Origin of the sequence: uncultured Ruthenibacterium sp. (assembly GCF_963558415.1) — a bacterium.
GTDB lineage: Bacteria > Bacillota > Clostridia > Oscillospirales > Ruminococcaceae > Ruthenibacterium.
The window spans coordinates 1-19383 of sequence record NZ_CAUWGY010000039.1; the positions used below are offsets into that span (position 1 = coordinate 1).

Genomic DNA, 19383 nt, shown 5'->3' on the forward strand with positions numbered 1-19383 from the left:
CGCGGCGCGGGCTTTGGCGGACTGGACGGGTTACACTGTGGTGGCCACCACGCCCAAGAGCGAGGACATGTGCATTGCCCACTTTGAGGTGATGCAGGTGGGCCGATACACAGCGGCGGTGTTGGCGGTGACCGGTGCGGGCGGCGTTCGCACGCGCACGGCAAAGCTGGATTTTGAACTGCGGCCGGGAGATGCCGAACGGCTGGCACAGACGCTGAACGAGCATCTGACATTCCGCAGCGCGGCCGATGTAAGTCAGCCTTTGCTGCACGCTGCGGCCGAGAGCATGGGCGCCGGAGGCGCGGTGTTCTATCCGGTCATCAGCGCGGCGTATACTCTGCTGAAAGAGGCCGGACGGCCCAATGTCTATCTGGAAGGCCAGCAGAACGTACTGGGATACAGTCCCCAGGAAGAATGCCTGCGCACTCTGATGGAGTTCTTTGGGGATGAAGAAGCGGTCAAACGCTTTATCAGTCCCAAGTCCGAGCGGACCACGGTCCTTTTGGGCGATGAGATGCCGGAGTACCGGATGCCGGGCGTGTGCATCTTATCAAAGCGGTACGTGGCAGGCGGCGGATTGACCGGTGCCATTGGCATTGTGGGACCCACCCGCATGCGGTACCGGGAAGTGATTCCGAGACTTGAATATTTTGCGTTGCTGCTGGGTCAGTGCATGTCGGGTAAAACTGAACACGGCCCGCGCAAGGAGGAGTAGCCAACATGGCAGATAAAGAGAAAAAAGAAAAAAAGGAAAAAGAGAAAAAAGTGAACGCACAGGCTGAGAATACCGAACAGCAGACGGAACAAACGGAGCCTGAGCAGCCGCAGGATCCGCAGGCGGAGCTGGCCGCGGTGAAAGAGCAGATGGAAAAGGCCGCCAAGGAATTGGCTGAGGCAAAGGACACACTGCTGCGAACCGCTGCCGAGTACGACAACTTCCGCAAGCGCAGCGCCAAAGAAAAGGACGCGGCCTTCGGAAACGGCGTCAGCTTCGCGGTGGAAAAGCTGCTGGGCGTTTTGGATACGTTGGCTTTGGCTGCAAACGCGCAGACTGCCGACGAGAGTTATAAAAAAGGTGTGCTGATGACGCTGGAGAAAGCGAACGCAGCCTTCACCGCCATGGGCGTCGAGGAGATCGAAGCTCAGGACAAACCTTTTGATCCAGAGCTGCACGCCGCTGTGATGCAGCAGGCCGCACCCGAAGGTGTGGAGAGCGGCACAGTGGTGCAGGTTCTGCAAAAAGGCTACACTTACAACGGCAAGGTCATCCGTCATGCAGCGGTGGCCGTTGCACAATAAACTGCTGAGAGCGCAAAGCGCTTTTTGCATAAATTTTGAAAGAACATTCCAAACTGATTTGCAATAAAAAGAGGAGCGATTATTTATGGGAAAAATCATTGGTATCGACTTGGGTACGACCAATAGCTGTGTATCCGTCATTGAGGGCGGCGAGCCCGTTGTTATTGCGAACGCCGAGGGCGCTCGCACCACCCCGAGTGTGGTGGGCTTCACCAAAACAGGTGAGCGTCTGGTAGGTCAGGTGGCAAAACGTCAGGCCATCACCAACCCCGACCGCACCATTGCATCCATCAAACGTCACATGGGCACCGATTACAAAGTGGAGATCGACGGTAAAAAGTACACTCCGCAAGAAATCAGCGCCATGATCCTGTCTAAGCTGAAAGCCGACGCCGAGAGCTATCTGGGCGAGAAGGTCACGGAAGCGGTCATCACCGTTCCTGCGTACTTCAACGACTCCCAGCGTCAGGCAACAAAAGACGCCGGCGCCATTGCGGGTCTGGACGTAAAACGTATCATCAACGAGCCCACGGCGGCAGCTCTGGCTTACGGCGTGGACAAAGAAGAAGACCAGAAAATCATGGTCTATGACCTGGGCGGCGGCACGTTCGATGTGTCCATCATCGAGATGGGCGACGGCGTGACCGAGGTTCTGGCTACGGCCGGCGATACCCACCTGGGCGGCGACGACTTTGATAAACGCATCATCGACTGGCTGGCCGATGAGTTCCAGAAAGAAAACGGCGTGGACCTGCGCCAGGATAAAATGGCGGCACAGCGCCTGAAAGAGGCTGCTGAGAAAGCGAAGATCGAACTGTCCGGTGTGGCTTCTACCGCCATCAACCTGCCGTTCATCACCGCGGACGCAACCGGCCCGAAACATCTGGACACCACGCTGACCAGAGCGAAATTCAACGAGCTGACTGCGGACCTGGTGGAGCGCACCATGGGCCCGACTCGTCAGGCTTTGAAGGACGCCGGCCTGAACCCCGGCGATTTGAACAAGGTGTTGCTGGTGGGTGGTTCCACCCGTATCCCCGCTGTGCAGGAAGCGGTCAAGAACTTCATGCACACCGAGCCTTCCAAGGGCATCAACCCGGATGAGTGCGTGGCCATCGGCGCGGCCATCCAGGGCGGCGTGCTGGGCGGCGACGTCAAGGGCATGCTGCTGCTGGACGTGACTCCGCTGAGCCTGGGCATCGAGACCATGGGCGGCGTGTGCACCCGCATCATTGAGCGCAACACCACCATTCCTACCAAGAAGAGCCAAATCTTCTCTACCGCGGCCGACAACCAGCCGTCGGTTGAAGTCAACGTGCTTCAGGGCGAGCGTGAGTTTGCCCGCGACAACAAGTCTCTGGGTACCTTCCATCTGGACGGCATCGCCCCGGCTCCCCGTGGCGTGCCTCAGATCGAAGTCACCTTCGACATTGACGCAAACGGCATCGTGAACGTGTCCGCAAAGGACCTGGGCACCGGCAAGGAGCAGCACATCACCATCACCTCTTCCACCAACATGAGCAAAGAGGACGTGGAGAAGGCTGTGAAAGAAGCCGAGCGCTATGCGGCCGAAGACAAGCAGAAACGTGAAGAAGTGGACGCCCGCAACGCGGCCGACCAGATGGTGTTCACCACCGAAAAGGCTCTCAATGAGCTGGGCGACAAAGTAACTGCCGATGAGAAGGCGGACATCAATGCCAAACTGGATGCGCTGAAAGAAGCGCTGAAAGGTTCCGATATCAACGCCATCAAGGCAAAACAGGAAGAACTGCAGAAAGCGTTCTACGCTGTGAGCGAGAAGGTGTACAAGGAAGCTGCGGCGGCTCAGCAGGCTGCGGGCAACGCAGCCGGCCCGGACATGGGCGGCAACAGCGGCAACGGCGGCAAGGGCGATGACAACGTCGTAGACGCCGATTACAAAGAAGTCTAAACCATATCTCTCACAACAAGGGCGGGCGGCGTGGCTGCGCGCCCTTGTGCCGTGAGGACGAGGGAGAGAAAGTATGGCAGAGAAACGCGATTATTATGAGGTTTTGGGCGTTCCCCGGACTGCTTCGGACGACGAGATCAAAAAGGCGTACCGCAAGCTGGCGAAAAAGTACCACCCGGACCTGAACCCCGGTGACAAAACCGCCGAGGAAAAGTTCAAAGAGGTGGGCGAGGCCTACGAGGTGCTCAGCGATAAGGATAAAAAGGCCCGGTATGACCAGTTTGGTCATGCGGGTGTGGACCCCAACTATGGTGCAGGTGCCGGAGCCGGCGGATTCGGTGGCGGTTTCGGCGGCGGATTTGGCGGCGGCATCGATTTGGACGACATTCTGGGCTCCATGTTTGGCGGCGGTTTCGGCGGATTTGGCGGCGGTCAGCGCCGGGCAAACCCCAACCAGCCCCGGCGCGGTGCAGACATCCGCGTCAGCCTGGTGCTGAGCTTTATGGAAGCCGTGCACGGCTGCACCAAAACCGTTTCGGTGAACCGGCAGGATGTATGTCCTGAGTGCGGTGGTACCGGCGCAGCCAAGGGCACCAGCCCCGAGACCTGTCCGGACTGCCGCGGCACGGGCTTTGTGACCGTGCAGCAGCGCACGCCTTTTGGCGTGATGCAGTCCTCTCAGCCCTGTCGCAAATGCGGCGGAAAGGGAAAAATCATCAAGACGCCCTGCACAAAATGTCATGGGTCGGGCAAGGTGTCCAGCACTAAGCGCGTAGAAGTGACTGTGCCTGCCGGCATTGACGACGACCAGAGCCTGCGTCTGGCGGGCCTGGGCGATGCAGGTCAGAACGGCGGTCCTGCGGGTGATTTGATCGTCATCATCACCGTGCGGCCGGACGCCATGTTCGAGCGCGACCGCTACGACGTACATGTGACCGTGCCCATCACTTACAGCCAGGCGGTTTTGGGCGCGGATGTGGTGGTGCCCACCATCGACGGCAAGGTGCAGTATACCGTGCCCGAGGGCACGCAGTCCGGCACGACCTTCCGGCTGCGGGGCAAGGGCATCCAGTACGTGAACGGACGGGGCCACGGCGACCAGTACGTCCACGTGGTGGTGGAGATCCCCAAAAAGCTGACACGGGTCCAGCGCGAGGCGCTGAAGAACTTCGAGGACAGCCTGAAAGAAGAAAACTACGAACAGCGCAAAGGCTTTTTCAAATCCCTGCGCGACAAGTTCGGCGGAAAAGACTAAAAAGGGCGAGCCTTTCAAAGGCGCGCTCACATAAGAATGTTGCAGGGCGGCATGGCTCAAAGGTCATGCCGCCCTGTTTTTTGTCTGCTCGTCGCCTTTTTAAGTGCATAAATCGCAATTTAGAGAAAAAATACATCTCCTTGTCCCACAAGATTGCTACAATGACGAAGGAAAAACATCTTTTGAAAGGATGAATGAGCAATGACAAACAAAAGGACAAAATGGGCGGCCTCCATTTTACTAGTCATATTCGCCTTCAGCGCTTGTGGACAAGCGGGTTCAACATCGAACTCCGCGTCGGTTGCTTATTCAAGTTCAGTTTCGTCCAGTACGTCCATAGCAACAGATGACGCGAATCAAAAAGAAGGGTATGACATTTCGGAAGTTGATCTTGATAAGGTGAACGAAAAAATAAAGGGAACACCTATCCAGTTCTCTGCGGAACATCTTAAACCCACAGGAAACTTTTTTTCGATACGAGATAAAATCGCAATCAGGGTGGACTATGCGGGGTACCAAGACTCAACCGCAGATTTTGTCAAAAATGGGTTCACCGTTCCCGACTGGGGGTCCGAAACAGGCGAATTCACCGAAAACGGCGAATTAAATGAGGACAGTACCTGTCTGATGCTCAAAATTGCAGTCAAAAATCTGACCAAGGACCCAATAAACTTTACGGTTGGAAATATGCGGGTTTTCGCATTTCCCAAAAATGACGATGCCGAAGAAGATGTAGTGTCAAGCACACATGGATACAGAGATGATATAACGGCGGAACAAAAAGAAGATATAGACGCCATTTCTTATGTTTTTTTGGACCCCGGTGAAACATACGAATTTACATTGGGCTATTTTATGCCCAAAAAATATAAAGAACTTACTCCGAAATATTTATACATTCCAGAAATAATGTTTTCTTATTTTTTGGAAAAGGTGGTGCAAGACGCAGAAAGCGATATCGTTGCGTCTGAAAATACGGACTGGTTTGTGAAATTGAGTTGAATTTGAACAACCGCTCTGGCAAAATACGCCGGGCGCCAAGCGACGGAACCGTTTCACAAGCAAAAAACGGCATAGCCTGTGGCTATGCCGTTTTGATTTCGAAAAATCGGTATCTGTTTATTTTCGGCGCAAACGCCGTTCAACAGCCAAGCATTTTTCGTCATACACCTGTATTTTTTTATCAAGCCGCTCCAGCACGGCCTGCATCTCGGCCACCCGGCGTGCCAATTCTTCCCGCTGTTCCAGCAAAAGCGCCTTGCGGGCGGGCACGGTTTGGTCCCCCTGCTGGAACAGGGCCACGTACTCGATCAAGGCCTCAATGGGCAGCCCCGCCGCCCGCATGCACTTGATGAATTCCACCCAGCCGCAGTCGGTTTCATCGTAATCCCGGATGCCGCTTGCACTGCGGTGCACCGGCGGAATCAGTCCAATGCGCTCGTAATAGCGCAGAGTGTCCGAGGAGATATCGTATTTTTGACTCACCTGAGCAATGGTCATGGTGTCCCTCCTCTCAGCGCCCAAACACGCGGGCGGCTTCGGACATGTTGGCAACGGCGTCCACTCCGAACGGACAGCGGCCGGTGCAGGCGCCACAGCCGATGCATTCATCTGCCTTATGCGGCAAAACGGCATAGTGTTCCCGCACGGTTTCCGGGACCCGGCCCTGCGCCCGTGCCAGATTCAAAAATTTTGTCACGCTGGCAACGTCGATGCCCTGGGGACAAGGTGCGCAGTGGCCACAGTACATACAATGGCCGACCCAGCTAATTTTGGGGAAACTCGCAAGGGCCGCGGCATAGTCCCGCTCTTCGTCGCTTGCAGTTTCATACGAAAGGCTGGCGTTCAACTCTTCCAAAGTGTGCGCACCCACCATCACCGAAGCAACCGCGGGCCGGGTAAGGGCGTAGTGAAGACACTGACATGCAGTCAGCGCACGCCCGGCAGGCGACAGCTTTTCGTTCAAAAGATCGCCGCCGCCGAAGGCCTTCATCACCGTGATGCCCACGCCTTTGCGCTCGCACAACTCGTACAGGGCCGCCCGCTGAGGGTCCATGTTGGTCAAGGGCTTTTCGTAGTTTGCGCTGCTCCACAGCGCTTCGCAGTCCTCGCCCGCAGGCTGAAGATCGTAGCAGGGATTCACGCTGAACATCAGCACGTCGATCCGTCCGCTTTCGACGGCTGCGATTGCCGCTTCAGGATTGTGACTGGACAGTCCGATACAACCGATCCGTCCCTCGCTTTTCAGCGTTTGCGCATACGCCATCACCGGTCCATTTTTCACGGCTTCCCAGTCCGAAAGAGAATCCACATAATGGATCATGCCGATTTCAATGTGATTGGTCTCAAGACGGGACAAAAGGTCCTCAAAACCCGCTTTCACCTCGGTGATGTCCCGGGTGCGCTTGTACTGGTCATCTTTCCAAACCGTACACAAGTGCGCTTGCAGTACAAAGCGGTTGCGGCGCCCTTTCAGCGCCTTTCCAAGCTGACTGCGCATTTTCGGGTCCGGCGAATACAAATCCAGACAATTGATGCCGGCACTTTCTGCCGCATCCATAAGCGGTCCCACCAGAGCGCCGTCATGGTCCACCAATCCTTCGCATCCCAGACCGATCTCGCTGACCATAAGGCCGGTTCGGCCCAGTTCACGGTAGTTCATAACCATCCTCCTCAGTCTGTTTCAAAGCGTTTGGCCACGTCCTTCAAACGCTCGGGAATGGGAATGTGCTGAGGGCATACCCGGGCACAGGCCCCGCAGCCGATGCAATCGGACGCTTTGCCCAGACCTTTGCCGTAGGCGTCGTAATAAGCCTGATGGGTAGCCAACGTGGCTCCGTGTGTGCGCACATCCGCATTGTACAGCTCAAAATAGCGGGGAATGGGAATGTGAACCGGACATCCGTCTACGCAATAGCGGCAGGACGTGCAGGGAATGGCCGAACTCTGCCGCAGCATAGCCGCCGCCGTTTCCAACGCCTTGCGCTCGCGCTCATTCAGTGCGCAGGGCTGTGCCAGAGTGGCCATGTTCTCCGCCAGATGCTGGGGCGTGGTCATTCCGCTGAGCACCATATGCACATGTTCAAGCCCTGCGGCAAAACGCAGAGCCCAGGCCGGTGCGCTCCAGTCCGGATGCACTTTGTCCAATTCCGCCTGCACCTCGGCGGGCAGACTGGCAAGGGTACCCCCCTTCACCGGCTCCATCACCATCACGGGTTTGCCGTGACGAGCAGCGGTCTCATAACAAAGCCGCGACTGGACCGAGGCGTCCTCCCAGTCCAGATAATTGATCTGCAACTGTACAAAATCCACTTCCGGATGGTCGGTCAGAATGCGGTCCAGCACATCTGCGCTGTCGTGAAAAGAAAAGCCCAGATGGCGGATAAGGCCCTGCTCCTTTTTCTCTCGCAGAAAACCAAAACTATCCAGCCGGCACACTTTATCGTAATAGGCCGCATTCATGCTGTGCAGCAAATAGTAATCAAAATACTCCACGCCGCATTTGTCCAGTTGTTCTTTGAAAATGCGGACCTGGTCCGCGCTTTCGCGCAGCGACACCACGGGAAGCTTGTCCGCCAACACAAATGCGTCGCGGGGATAGCGTTCGGTCAGAACCTGCCGCACAACGTTTTCGCTGTTGCCGCCGTGATAAAAATAAGCAGTGTCAAAATAAGTAAAGCCCTGCTTTAAAAATTCATCCGCCATGGCGCATACCTGCGCGATGTCTACATCTTTGTTTTCGCCGCCCGGCTGCAGGGGAAGGCGCATCATACCGAATCCAAGCTGTTTCATGCTGCGTATCTCCTTTCAGACAAGTTGTTCGTAGGCGGTTGCATCCACAGGCTCCAGCCACTCGTTGGATGCGCCCTCGGCGGGTACTTCCAGCGCCAGATGCTGAAACCACGCGTCCTTGGCTGCCCCGTGCCAATGCTTTACTTCGGGCGGAATGTTCACAACGTCTCCGGCGCGCAGTGCGCGGGCGGGTTTTCCCCACTCCTGATACCAGCCCCGGCCCGCGGTGACCAGAAGAATCTGCCCGCCCTTATGATGAATGTGCCAATTGTTGCGGCAGCCCGGTTCAAATGTCACGTTGCCCACGCCCACTCCTTGCGTCGTCAGCATGTTCAGATAACTTGTGCCTACAAAGTATTGGGCAAAGGCCGTGTTTTCTTCCCCGACCGGAAATACGGCGCCCGGGCCCAGCTCGTTTTGGATTTCTTTGGCGTTCATAACGGTTCCTCCTTTGTTCAGCCGTTGACGGCCTGCGCAATGCATCGAATGGCATTCAAACTGCGGGGATACCCAATGTAGGGCACCAGCGCAACGACAGCCCCCATCAGCGTTTCGTAATCGTTGCCTGCGTCCAGGTTGGCCCGGGCGTGAGCCGTCAGTTGCGGTTCACATCCGCCCAGTGCCGCCAGCACCGAGAACGTGACCAGTTCCCGCTGCTTTGCGTCCAGCCCGGTCCGGGTGTAATAGTCGCCAAAACAGTTGGCGGACAGAAAGTCCTGAATGGGGCGCTGCGCCTGGTCGGCCGCGGCCCGCATGGACTCAATGGACTGAGCGCCAAACAGTTGTTTTTGTACAGCCAGTCCTTTTTCAAAGCGGGTTGCAGGGGTAGTGGTGCTCTGGGAAGGCAGCGGCAGTGCCACACCACGGTTGCGCAGCACCTCGGTGGCCGCTGCAAACAAAGGCTGCACCCGCGCATAACCTGCGTATGGCACCGTCTGATACAGAATCTCCCGGGTCTGCACCGGACTGAGACCTGCGGTCAGCGCCGCGTTTAGCACTTCGGCATACAAATCCGGCCCGCAACAGCCCGCAAGTCCCGCCAAAAGCACCAAAAAACGTACCGACTGCGGCAGCCCGCATTGCTCGGGTGCCTGATGCCGGGCAAAATCTTCAAAAAACGCACAAAATTCCGGGTCGGTCTGTTTGAAATCTTCGCCCATAAATCATCCCTCCGTTTTACACAACGTCTCTGTCTTTACTGTATACCTTGGAGCAAACTCCAAGTCAAGTGTTTTTCAAAAAAATCTCCCGCCGGGCGCACTTTTCTTTAAAACAGTGGTATACTAAGAAAAAAAGGAGGCGGTACCCATGGGACTGCGGGATTATTGCTTTGACGGAAAACGAAAATTGGAATTGAAAGAGCTGCCCGCGGGTGCGTGGGAGGAAGGGCTCTCCAAAAAGGACAAAGCGCGCTGTATTGCCGACACGCAAAAAAACCTGGCATGCATTGCCTCTTTGCAGGATAAGCTGTACGCTGCCGGCAAAGAGGGCATTGTGGTGATTTTGCAGGCCATGGACGCGGCGGGCAAGGACAGCACCATCAAGCACGTGATGCGGGGCGTGAATCCGCAGGGGGTGGACGTGGTCAGCTTTAAGCAGCCCACCAGCGAGGAACTGCGCCACGACTATTTGTGGCGGGCGCACCGGGCGCTGCCTGAGCGCGGCAAAATCGCCATTTTTAACCGGTCTTATTACGAGGATGTACTGGTGGTGCGTGTGCACCGTATGCAGAAAGGTTACGCCATGGCACAAAGATGCGTTGACGTGCCCGACAAGGCTTTTTTTGAAAAGAGATACAAACAGATCCGAGACTTTGAGGAATATTTGTACGAAAACAGCTATCGAGTGGTAAAAATCTTTTTGAATGTGTCCCGGGACAAGCAAAAACAGCGCTTTTTGGAACGCATTGACATTCCGGAGAAAAACTGGAAGTTCTCTGAGAGCGATTTGAAAGAACGGGCCCATTGGGACGAGTACATGGAAGCCTATGAAAAAGCGGTCAACGAGACGGCCACGGGACACAGCCCCTGGTATGTGATCCCGGCGGATCAGAAATGGTACGCGCGGTTTTTGGTCTCCCAGGTGGTGCGTGAGGTGCTGGAACAGGCAGACCCCGAGTATCCGGAACTGCCGGAAGAGCGGCAAAAAGATTTGGCCGCCTGCAAAGAACTTTTGGAAAAAGAATCCTGAAAAAACATTTGCCCCGGGCCTTTTGGCCCGGGGCAAAGTGCTGTTACAGCGTGTTGTTGAATGCAGGAATCAGTTTTGCCCAGGTGGCGCTTCCCACGACACCGTCGATGGGCAGGCCCATTTTGGCCTGGAACTGCTGCGTGGCTCGGTTGGTAGCTGTGCCGAACTGGCCATCTACGGTCAGTTTTGCGCCCAGAGCGTTTAAATAGCTCTGCAAAAAGCGCACATAATCGCCCGAAGAACCCGTTCGCATGGCGGTGCCTGAATAGGGCGTTGTCACCTTGGTGGGATTGGACGAGCCCTCGGCGGTCTGCACGGAGACCACGGCGTTCCAGGTGTTTTTGCCCAGCATGCCGTCCGAACTCAGGCCGAACTGGCTCTGGAACCGGCGCACGGCGTCGGTCATGTTCTGGCCGTACTGGCCGTCCACGGTCTGCTTGTTGATGCCCGGATACAAAGTGGCCACTTGATTGAGCAGCATTTGCATGTGGCGCACGTCCTGACCGGTGGAGCCGGGACGCAGAGTAATGCCGGGCCAGGTGTCTGCGCTGCCGTGGTACACAGCGTTGTAGGCCGCCACAATGGAATTCCATGTGGTGGGGCCGATCTTTCCGTCGATGGAAAGACCCTTCAGAGCCTGGAACTGTTTGACGGTGTTGGCTGTGCCGGACCCGTACTGGCCGTCCACCACCAGTGTTTTCAGCGTGGGGTATCCCGCTTTCTGCAAAGCGTTGAGATAACTCTGCATACGGGCCACTTCGCTGCCGGATGAGCCGATTTGCAAAACACGGCCGGGATAGACCGGGCCGGATGTTTCCATGGTTTGTGTCATAAACAAAACCCTCCTTTTTTTCTGGGCACAGCAAAACGCCGCGCCCTGTCTCATGCTATGCGAAAGGCAAGGAGAGTGTGTGATGGCTATTGTTAAAAACAAAGAAAGCGCCTTCTTTGCGGCTGTTGTAAACGCCGCAAAAAAGACGCCGGTCTGATACTTTTTGAAAAGTTCGGCCTATATTCAAGCGTGCGAAAGAGTCGGAAACATCATCTTGTGTTCTGCAAACAGATTTTCTTTGCCCTTTAAAAGGAAAAGCGTATCCTCGCTGTCCAATGGCGCGCATTGGCATCCGTTTTTTTGTTTGGGGCAAAACTCCAAGGCAATGGATTGGATTGCAGGCCGGGCAAAATTCGAAAGAATTTCGGTCAGTGTGCAGTTGGGGTGCCCAAAAACATCCAGACAGCGCAAAACTTCATTTTCCCGTGCAACGATACATACGGTATCGAGCTTTTTCGAATAATATACCTCATAGGGGCCGGAAAACCAGCAGCAGTCTTTCAAAAAATCCCCGCAGTAGAACATCACAAGCTCATAGTTGTTCGACATCGTCCATGCGGAAAACGGGTTCGACTTTTGATAGCAATGCTTTACGATTGCCCGGCTATCCTCTTGGCACATATCCAGTTTTATAAAGTCATTCTCTTTGGGGCAAAGCGTCGGCGCCAAAAGGGTATATTGGTATTCTTGCGCTGGCACAAACCCAAATTGCGGGTAGAACTCCAGCGCGGTATCGTTCGCAAAAAGATAAATGCAGTCGCACCGGTCCTTCCAGTCCGAGAGAATTTCCCGCATCAATCGTGCGCAATGTCCCTGGTTGCGGTATTCCGGCGCCGTCATAACGGTACCGATTTGGATGTATCGTTTGGGAACGCCTTGCCATGAGAAGTCCATGATGCTCACAGAGGCGTTTGCAATCACCCGGTCGTGCGAAATGAGCGCGTAGGGGATGTATTTGTCCGTCCAAAAGCCTTGGCGATACCACTGCGCAAAGGACAAATCGAAAACTTCAACCGCCAAATCCATAAAGCTTTTTCGCAAAATCGGATGCTCGCGGATCTGCTTGATGATTTGATATTCCATAAGACCTCCGCTTTTGTAAAGCGCAAGAGAAACCGTGAACGCTGCGGGTCCTCACAATGCGAATTTTGCGCTTGCGTGTTATTTTAAATTTCGGCGGGATTGAATCGCCTTCAAAAGCGTGTAAAGCAAAAGCGTGTCCACAGGCAGCTTGATCACATTTTTTATAAGGCGTATCCCTGTGATCGCAAACGCATTGCCGTACACCAGATGCAGCCACAAAGGCGTCAGGCACAAGTTGATCACCAGTACCACCGAAAGACATGCTGCAAAGGTGCGCCACAAGGTCACGGGCTTTTTATACAGCCAGCAGCCGTACAAAAAACCGATCAAAAATTCATTCAGCGTCCAACCCGGAAAATACGTGCCGTTGGGACGCAAAAAGTAACCCAGTGTGTCCGCTACAATGCCCATCAGCCCCGCCAGCCACGGTCCGTACAAATACGCGGCCGAGGCAGTGGCAAGAAACGTGAATCCAATCTCCAAAAACTGGCTCACGGCAAAGGTGAATTGGTTCAAAACCAGGTGCAAAGCGGCCAACATGGCGGTGCCCACCATGCTGGACAGGCGGTGTATTTCTTCCAGGCCTTCCCGCAACCGGCGGGCTAGAGAATAAGATGTGCTTTTTTCAGGCATAAAAAAACCTCCTTTATGCATTGTTGCCGCATAAAGGAGACAAAAGGGGGCCCGCCCTTCGATTCCGGTATGCAGCAGCGGGATGCGAGACCTGCACCGCAAGCGGTGCTTTTCGTCCGCTCCGCAACTCCCCGTCGGAACGGCACTTAACGCGCAGGCCTCTACTCTGCGTTCGCACCCTATTATAGCAGGCGGCCATAGCGGTTGCAAGAGTCGAATGCTGTCTGAAAAAATACATCTTCCCACATCCGCCCGCACATGCTAAAATAAGAGAGATTTCAAGATAAGGAGACAAAATCATGAAATTCAGTGAAATGCAATACACCCGGCCGAATTTGGACGAAACACTGGAGGCGCTCTCTTGGCTGCGCCAGCAAATCGAAACAGCGGACAGCGCTGACGCGCAGCTCGATTTGTATGCCAGCTTCGATACGCTGTGCCGCCATGTTTCCACCATGGCCACCTTGGCGGAGATCCGCCACACCGTGGACACCCGGGATGCTTTTTATGAAAAAGAGCGCGAGTTCTACGACGAAAACGGCCCCGTGCTGGCAGACCGGCAATTGGAAGTGTACAAGGCGCTGCTGGCTTCGCCGTTCCGAGGCGAGATGGAGCAAAAACTGGGCTCCATGGTGTTCGAAAAAATGGAGATCGATGTGAAGAGCCAGACGCCCGAAGTGCTGGATTTGATGGCCGAGGAGAATCGTCTGACCACGGCTTATCAGAAGCTGTATGCTTCGGCTCAGATCCCCTTTGACGGCAAAGTGCTGACCGTGAGCCAGATGGCCCCTTACAAAATGAATCCCGACCGGGCCGTGCGCAAGGCCGCATACGAGGCCGAGGGCGCTTGGTTCGACAGCCATCGGGAAGAATTGGACGAGCTGTACGACAAACTGGTGAAAAACCGCACCCAGCAGGCTCGCGTCATGGGATACGAGAACTTCATCCCACTGGGCGCCATCCGCATGCGGCGCATCGGGTATACCCTCGAGGATATGGCTGCCTACCGGGCGTCTGTCAAACGGGACATCGTGCCTGTGGTCACCCGCCTCAAGGCGCTGCAGCACAAGCGCACCGGCGTTCAGGACCCCAAATTCTACGACGACGGATTCTGCTTTCCCCAGGGCAACCCCGCTCCGAAGGGCACGCCCGACGAGATTTTGGCTGCGGGCCGCAAAATGTACGAGGAGCTCAGCCCCGAGACCGCCGCGTTCATTCGGGACATGTTCGAGTCCGAATGCTTTGACGTGCTGTCCAAACCCGGCAAAGCGCCCGGCGGCTATTGCACCTATCTGCCCGACTACAAACTGCCTTTCATTTTCTCCAACTTCAACGCCACTTCCGACGACGTGGATGTGCTGACCCATGAGGCCGGTCACGCCTTCGCCGCCTGGGTAGCTGCGAAAAAAGAGCTGCCTGCCATTTTGGAAGAGGCCGGTATGGAAAGCTGTGAGATCCACTCCATGTCCATGGAGTTCTTGACCGGGGATTACCATCATCTGTTCTTCGGGTCCGACACCGACCGGTACGAGCTGGCCCATGCAGAGGACGCCATCTACTTTTTGCCCTACGGCACCATGGTGGACGAGTTCCAGCACATTGTGTACGCCAATCCCGATATGACCCCTGCTCAGCGCAACGAGACCTGGGCAAAGTTGGAAAAAGAGTTCCGCCCCTGGCTGGACTTCGCTGACTTGCCTTTCTACGGACGAGGCGCAGGCTGGCAGCGGCAACTGCACATCTATGAAATCCCGTTCTATTATTTGGATTATTGTCTGGCCCAAACGGTGGCACTGCAATTTTTCACCTCTTTTTTGAAAGACAAAAAAGATGCCTGGAACCGGTATCTGGCCCTGGTGGAAAAGGCCGGCACCGTGAGCTATCCGGGCCTTGTGGCGGCCGCAGGTTTTGACAGCCCCTTCCAGGACGGCACCATGCGCCGTCTGGGCGGCGAAGTGGCCGATTGGATCGAAGCGCAGGACCGGACTTTGCAGCAGGCGGACAAGGAGTGAGCAACCATGCAGCCTTTGTTCGGAAATACTGCCATTTGGAGTAAGCAAGCCACACAGGAGATTTTTTCGGTGGCGCACAAGGGGGATCGCATCCTTCTCATCCTGGGCGGACTGGGCCTTTTGGGCGTGGGCGGCGGCCTTTTGTCAAAGGGCGCCGTCGCGCACGCGGTGGTGTTTTTTGTGCTGGGCGTGGTGCTGTTCGTTTTGGGCACCATGGCGCCGGCCATCTACCTGGCGCGCCAGACCCACAAATACCACGCTTTGTTCGGCGAAGATATGCGCCTGCTGGTTCAGTTTTACGAAGACGGATTTACGGTGAATCAAATCTCCGCTCCCTGCACTCCGGACCACATGGGGTACGGCCACATCGTGCGCTGGGTGGAAACGCAACACTTTTTCTTCCTGTACACAGACCGGGGAAACTGCTATGCGTTGGATAAAGCCGGATTTGCTGTGGGCGACGTGGAAGGGTTTGCCACCTTTTTGCGTCACAAAGCGCCCAATATGCGCTGAAAAAATGATTTGCAACTGCAAGTTGCGCAAGTGCAAGCCGCGCCTGGTGGACAAAAGGCGCGGCTTTTTTGTACCATAGACCCAGAACAGGGGGGAACGCATATGTCCTTGGAACAGAATTTGTTGGAATTGCGGGAGAAAGCCGGCCTCTCCCAGGAAAAATTGGCTCAGCAATTGGGGGTCTCCCGGCAGGCAGTGAGCAAGTGGGAGACCGGCCAGAGCACGCCGGACGTGGACAAACTGGTGGCTTTGAGCAAATTGTATGGGGTGTCCGTGGATGGGCTTTTGGGCCTGCAGGCTCTATCGCATCCGTCCCGCCGGCCGATTTTCCAGTGGGCCGGTGTGGCGCTGGCTGTGGGCGCGGCCGTGGCCTGGGGCCTAAGCTTTCTGTGCGCAGTGGGCGGCGTGGGGCCTTTGAGCCTGGGCGATGCGGAAAGTCTGGCGCTGCCGGCTTCGGCGGTTTCGCTGCTGGCGGTGCTGGCTTTTGAGGCGGGCCGCGGCCGGGGCGAAACGGCCTTTTCCCGTAAAACGTTTTACACCCTTTGCGTGTGGGCGCTGGCACTGGTTCCGTCCCGGCTGTTCGCACAAGCCGGCATGACGGTGCTGCGGTTTGTGTTTTCTGCTCTGAACACCAGTTCCGCCGTGCTGCTTTGCCTTGCCCTGGAGGCCGGGCTGTGGGTCGGGTGCTACGGGGCGGTTTGCCTTGGGGTGCGCCGCTGGTTCCAAAAGCGCTGAATCAAAAAAATGGCATTTGTGCCGCTCGCTTTGCGCGGGCGGCACATTTTTGTTTTAATATACATATTTTATGTATAAAGAATCGCAAATACAAAAGTGTATAGAATATATATTCATAAAATAGGTTGTAAATATGCACAAAATGCTTGAGTAGATCAGGAAAAGGCGGGCTTTGTTTGTAAAAATATCCAAAAATCATAAAAATACATTGACAACGAATAAATATTCAACTAAAATGCAAACAACACCAAAGAAAAAGGCGGCTGCGGATCGCCTGAGGGGTAGGAAAGGGGTTTTATGAAAATGAAAAAGTTTGCATTGGTTTGTGCGTTTTTGATGATGTTTGGGCTGACGGGGTGCGGCTCCGGGCAAAGCAGCTCGGCGGAAGCTTCCAGCGCGGCTGCGGCTTCTTCCACGGAGAGTTCTTCGGCTCAGGCTACGAGCGAGACGCCCACGCTGGACGCCATCAAGGAGAAAGGCGTATTCACGTTGATGACGGCTACGGGTTTCCCGCCCTTTGAGTATCTGGGTTCCGACGGACAGCCTGCGGGCGTGGACATCGATGTGGGCCAGATGATCGCAGACGAATTGGGCGTGGAATACGAAGTGCTGGACATGGACTTCAATCTGCTGGTGGAAGCGCTGAAAAGCGGCAAGGGCGACATGATCGGCGCGGCCATGACCGTGACGGCCGAGCGCGCTGAGCAGGTGGACTTCACCGACACCTACGCCACGGCGGGGCAGGTGCTGTTGCTTCCTGTGGACAGCGAGATCACCGATGTAGAGCAGCTCAAGAGCGGTGAATACACCGTCACGGTGCAGGCGACTACCACCGGCGACATCTACGCCCAGGAAGAGTTGGGGCTGACGGATCTTTTGCAGTTCAAAAACGCTGTGGAGTGCGCTTCGGCTCTGGCCAGCGGCAAAGCGGATGCCGCGGTGCTGGACAATGTGGCGGCCGCAAGTCTGGTCAAGACCTACGATGGCCAGTTGAAAATGCTCGAGGAAATGGTCACGCAGGAGGACTACGCTCTGGCAGTGGCCAAGGGACACGAGGATCTTGTGGAACTGGCCAACAAGGTGATCGCGGAAAATAAGGACGCCATCGCCCAGTCTATGACCGAACACGAGGCGGCGGCTTCGGAAGAATAAGCCAAGAAACAAGACGCGGGCGCACGGCGCCCGCGTTGTGCAGAGAAGGTGCGGGGTTTGGAACAGATTTTAAGCGGATGGATGGACGATGTGTACAAGGCCACCCTTTACAAAGACCGGTGGCTGGTGTACCTGGAAGGGCTGGGAAACACGCTGCTGATCACGGTGTGCGCGCTGGCCATCGGCATTGTCATCGGGCTCACGGTGGCACTGCTGCGGGTGTGGTGCGCCCCGAACAAAAACGGCTTGCAAAAGCTGGTGGGCAAGGTGTGCAGTTTGTACACCACCATCATCCGGGGAACGCCTGTGATCGTGCAGCTTTTGATTTTATACACGGTGGCTCTGGCCAGTGCCGACGGACTGGTGGTGTGCATCGTGGGCTTCGGCATCAATTCCGGAGCGTATCTGGCCGAGGTGGCCCGCAGTGGCATCGGCTCTGTGGACCCGGGCCAGATGGAGGCCGGCCGCAGTCTGGGGCTCAGCTACGGGGTCACCATGCGGCGCATCGTGCTGCCTCAGGCCGTGAAGAACATCCTTCCCGCTTTGTTCAATGAATTCATCGCTTTGCTGAAAGAAACCAGTGTGGCCGGTTACATCGCCGTGCGGGATCTGACCAAAGCGTCCGACGGCATCCGCGGTCTCACCTTCAACAGCGTGCCGCTGTATCTGGCGGCGCTGGTATACCTGGCGCTGGTCATCGCCATCACCGCGGTGCAAAAGCGCGTGGAGAGGAGGCTGGCCCAAAGTGATCGAAATTAAAGATTTGAAAAAGGAATTCGGCGGCGCGGCCGTGCTCAAAGGCATTACCGAGACCATCCACCAAGGAGAAAAAGTGGCCATCATCGGACCCTCAGGTTCGGGCAAATCCACGTTTTTGCGCTGCTTGAACCTTCTGGAAAAGCCCACCGGCGGCCAGATTTTGTACAAGGGACAGGACATCACCGCCAAGGGCGCCAATCTCAACGATGTGCGCCGCCACGTGGGCATGGTGTTCCAGCACTTCAATCTGTTTCCCCATTTGACCGTGCGCCAGAACATCACCCTGGCGCCGGTGGAACTGAAATTGCAGAACCAGGCCCAGGCGGACCAGAAGGCCGAGATGCTTTTGCGGCGCATCGGCCTGTGGGATAAAGCGGAGGATTATCCCAGCCGGCTGTCCGGCGGGCAGAAACAGCGCATCGCCATCGTGCGGGCGCTGGCCATGGACCCGGAGGTGCTCTTGTTCGACGAGCCCACCAGCGCGCTCGACCCCGAGATGGTGGGCGAGGTGCTGGACTTGATCAAAGAGGTGGCCGAAGAGGGCATGACCATGGTCATCGTCACCCATGAGATGGGCTTTGCCCGCCAGGTGGCCACCCGGGTTTTGTTCATGGACGAAGGGCAGGTCATGGAGCAGAACGCACCGGACGAATTCTTCGACCATCCCCAAAATCCCCGGCTTCAATCTTTTCTATCCAAAGTGCTTTGAGGAGGCGTCTTGTTATGAAACAATACAAAAAAGTGCTGCTGGCTTATTCCGGCGGTTTGGATACATCCATCATCATTCCCTGGCTGAAAGAAAACTACGGGTGCGAAGTCATTGCCGCATCGGCAAACGTGGGTCAGGGCACCGAGCTGGACGGGTTGGAAGAAAAGGCCCTCAAGACCGGTGCGTCCAAGCTGTACGTGTTGGACCTGGTGGATGAATTTGTGGAAGATTACGTGTTCCCCACCTTGCAGGCCGGCGCTGTGTACGAGGACGGATATCTGCTGGGCACCAGCTTCGCCCGCCCCATCATCGGCAAAAAATTGGTGGAGATCGCAAAGAAAGAAGGCTGCGACGCCATCTGCCACGGCTGCACCGGCAAGGGCAACGACCAGGTGCGCTTTGAACTGGCCATCCGCGCTCATGCGCCCGACATGCCCATCATCGCCCCCTGGCGGGAGTGGGACATCAAGAGCCGTGACGAGGAGATCG

Annotated in this window: 21 protein-coding genes and 1 riboswitch; of the genes, 13 read left to right on the plus strand and 8 right to left on the minus strand. The window is 56.0% G+C overall.

The window, feature by feature from the left end; translation table 11 throughout:
• From AB5H98_RS07985 to AB5H98_RS08005, 5 genes are all read left to right on the plus strand, one after another.
• Positions 1 to 715: HrcA family transcriptional regulator (locus AB5H98_RS07985; protein WP_367925387.1), on the plus strand; the 715-nt coding region annotated here is incomplete at its 5' end.
• A gap of 5 nt (positions 716 to 720) precedes the next feature.
• Complete coding sequence (locus AB5H98_RS07990; RefSeq protein ID WP_367925388.1) at positions 721 to 1299, plus strand: nucleotide exchange factor GrpE; 579 nt, start codon at positions 721 to 723, stop codon at positions 1297 to 1299.
• Between the two features lie 85 nt (positions 1300 to 1384).
• Positions 1385 to 3229 (plus strand): molecular chaperone DnaK, encoded by a 1845-nt coding sequence (gene dnaK / locus AB5H98_RS07995; protein ID WP_367925389.1) that lies wholly within the window; start codon positions 1385 to 1387, stop codon positions 3227 to 3229.
• Between the two features lie 73 nt (positions 3230 to 3302).
• The gene (gene dnaJ / locus AB5H98_RS08000; RefSeq protein WP_367925390.1) at positions 3303 to 4484 is read left to right on the plus strand and encodes a molecular chaperone DnaJ; all 1182 of its coding nucleotides are present in this window, start codon (positions 3303 to 3305) and stop codon (positions 4482 to 4484) included.
• A gap of 201 nt (positions 4485 to 4685) precedes the next feature.
• The gene (locus AB5H98_RS08005; protein WP_367925391.1) at positions 4686 to 5486 is read left to right on the plus strand and encodes a hypothetical protein; all 801 of its coding nucleotides are present in this window, start codon (positions 4686 to 4688) and stop codon (positions 5484 to 5486) included.
• A 117-nt stretch (positions 5487 to 5603) separates the two neighbouring features.
• Here the strand turns inward: AB5H98_RS08005 and AB5H98_RS08010 are convergent, their stop codons facing one another.
• From AB5H98_RS08010 to AB5H98_RS08030, 5 genes are read right to left on the minus strand one after another with little or no spacing between them, the layout of a single operon-like run.
• Positions 5604 to 5984: a MerR family transcriptional regulator gene (locus AB5H98_RS08010; protein ID WP_367925392.1), complete on the minus strand. Its 381-nt coding sequence runs from the start codon at positions 5982 to 5984 to the stop codon at positions 5604 to 5606.
• Between the two features lie 13 nt (positions 5985 to 5997).
• Positions 5998 to 7146 (minus strand): aldo/keto reductase, encoded by a 1149-nt coding sequence (locus AB5H98_RS08015; RefSeq protein WP_367925393.1) that lies wholly within the window; start codon positions 7144 to 7146, stop codon positions 5998 to 6000.
• 11 nt (positions 7147 to 7157) lie between these two features.
• Positions 7158 to 8276, minus strand: a complete 1119-nt coding sequence (locus AB5H98_RS08020; RefSeq protein WP_367925394.1) for an aldo/keto reductase — start codon at positions 8274 to 8276, stop codon at positions 7158 to 7160.
• A 15-nt stretch (positions 8277 to 8291) separates the two neighbouring features.
• Positions 8292 to 8714 (minus strand): cupin domain-containing protein, encoded by a 423-nt coding sequence (locus AB5H98_RS08025; RefSeq protein ID WP_367925395.1) that lies wholly within the window; start codon positions 8712 to 8714, stop codon positions 8292 to 8294.
• Between the two features lie 17 nt (positions 8715 to 8731).
• The gene (locus tag AB5H98_RS08030) at positions 8732 to 9436 is read right to left on the minus strand and encodes a carboxymuconolactone decarboxylase family protein (protein ID WP_367925396.1); all 705 of its coding nucleotides are present in this window, start codon (positions 9434 to 9436) and stop codon (positions 8732 to 8734) included.
• A 148-nt stretch (positions 9437 to 9584) separates the two neighbouring features.
• Between AB5H98_RS08030 and AB5H98_RS08035 the strand changes: the two genes are divergently transcribed.
• On the plus strand, positions 9585 to 10466 hold the full coding sequence (locus AB5H98_RS08035) for a polyphosphate kinase 2 family protein (protein ID WP_367925397.1): 882 nt from the start codon (positions 9585 to 9587) through the stop codon (positions 10464 to 10466).
• 43 nt (positions 10467 to 10509) lie between these two features.
• Here the strand turns inward: AB5H98_RS08035 and AB5H98_RS08040 are convergent, their stop codons facing one another.
• From AB5H98_RS08040 to AB5H98_RS08050, 3 genes are all read right to left on the minus strand, one after another.
• Entirely contained in the window at positions 10510 to 11298 is a 789-nt protein-coding gene (locus tag AB5H98_RS08040; protein WP_367925398.1) for a peptidoglycan-binding protein, read from the minus strand.
• A 183-nt stretch (positions 11299 to 11481) separates the two neighbouring features.
• Positions 11482 to 12381 (minus strand): GNAT family N-acetyltransferase, encoded by a 900-nt coding sequence (locus AB5H98_RS08045; RefSeq protein ID WP_367925399.1) that lies wholly within the window; start codon positions 12379 to 12381, stop codon positions 11482 to 11484.
• A gap of 78 nt (positions 12382 to 12459) precedes the next feature.
• Positions 12460 to 13014, minus strand: a complete 555-nt coding sequence (locus tag AB5H98_RS08050) for a folate family ECF transporter S component (RefSeq protein ID WP_367925400.1) — start codon at positions 13012 to 13014, stop codon at positions 12460 to 12462.
• Positions 13015 to 13087: 73 nt separating this feature from the next.
• Positions 13088 to 13185, minus strand: a riboswitch (THF riboswitch).
• A gap of 128 nt (positions 13186 to 13313) precedes the next feature.
• Here AB5H98_RS08050 and AB5H98_RS08055 point away from each other — a divergent pair.
• From AB5H98_RS08055 to AB5H98_RS08085, 7 genes are all read left to right on the plus strand, one after another.
• Positions 13314 to 15026 carry a M3 family oligoendopeptidase gene (locus AB5H98_RS08055; RefSeq protein WP_367925401.1) on the plus strand — a complete coding sequence of 571 codons (1713 nt, stop codon included), beginning with the start codon at positions 13314 to 13316 and terminating at the stop codon, positions 15024 to 15026.
• Positions 15027 to 15032: 6 nt separating this feature from the next.
• Positions 15033 to 15539, plus strand: coding sequence for a YcxB family protein (locus AB5H98_RS08060; protein WP_367925402.1), 507 nt, complete (start codon positions 15033 to 15035; stop codon positions 15537 to 15539).
• Between the two features lie 102 nt (positions 15540 to 15641).
• The gene (locus AB5H98_RS08065) at positions 15642 to 16274 is read left to right on the plus strand and encodes a helix-turn-helix transcriptional regulator (protein ID WP_367925403.1); all 633 of its coding nucleotides are present in this window, start codon (positions 15642 to 15644) and stop codon (positions 16272 to 16274) included.
• 297 nt (positions 16275 to 16571) lie between these two features.
• Positions 16572 to 17426 (plus strand): ABC transporter substrate-binding protein, encoded by an 855-nt coding sequence (locus AB5H98_RS08070; protein WP_367925404.1) that lies wholly within the window; start codon positions 16572 to 16574, stop codon positions 17424 to 17426.
• Positions 17427 to 17483: 57 nt separating this feature from the next.
• The gene (locus tag AB5H98_RS08075) at positions 17484 to 18185 is read left to right on the plus strand and encodes an amino acid ABC transporter permease (RefSeq protein WP_367925405.1); all 702 of its coding nucleotides are present in this window, start codon (positions 17484 to 17486) and stop codon (positions 18183 to 18185) included.
• On the plus strand, positions 18172 to 18894 hold the full coding sequence (locus tag AB5H98_RS08080) for an amino acid ABC transporter ATP-binding protein (RefSeq protein ID WP_367925406.1): 723 nt from the start codon (positions 18172 to 18174) through the stop codon (positions 18892 to 18894). Before AB5H98_RS08075 ends, AB5H98_RS08080 begins: the two co-directional genes overlap by 14 nt.
• A 14-nt stretch (positions 18895 to 18908) precedes the next feature.
• Positions 18909 to 19383 (plus strand): argininosuccinate synthase domain-containing protein (locus AB5H98_RS08085; protein WP_367925407.1); only part of this gene is annotated, 475 nt, incomplete at its 3' end.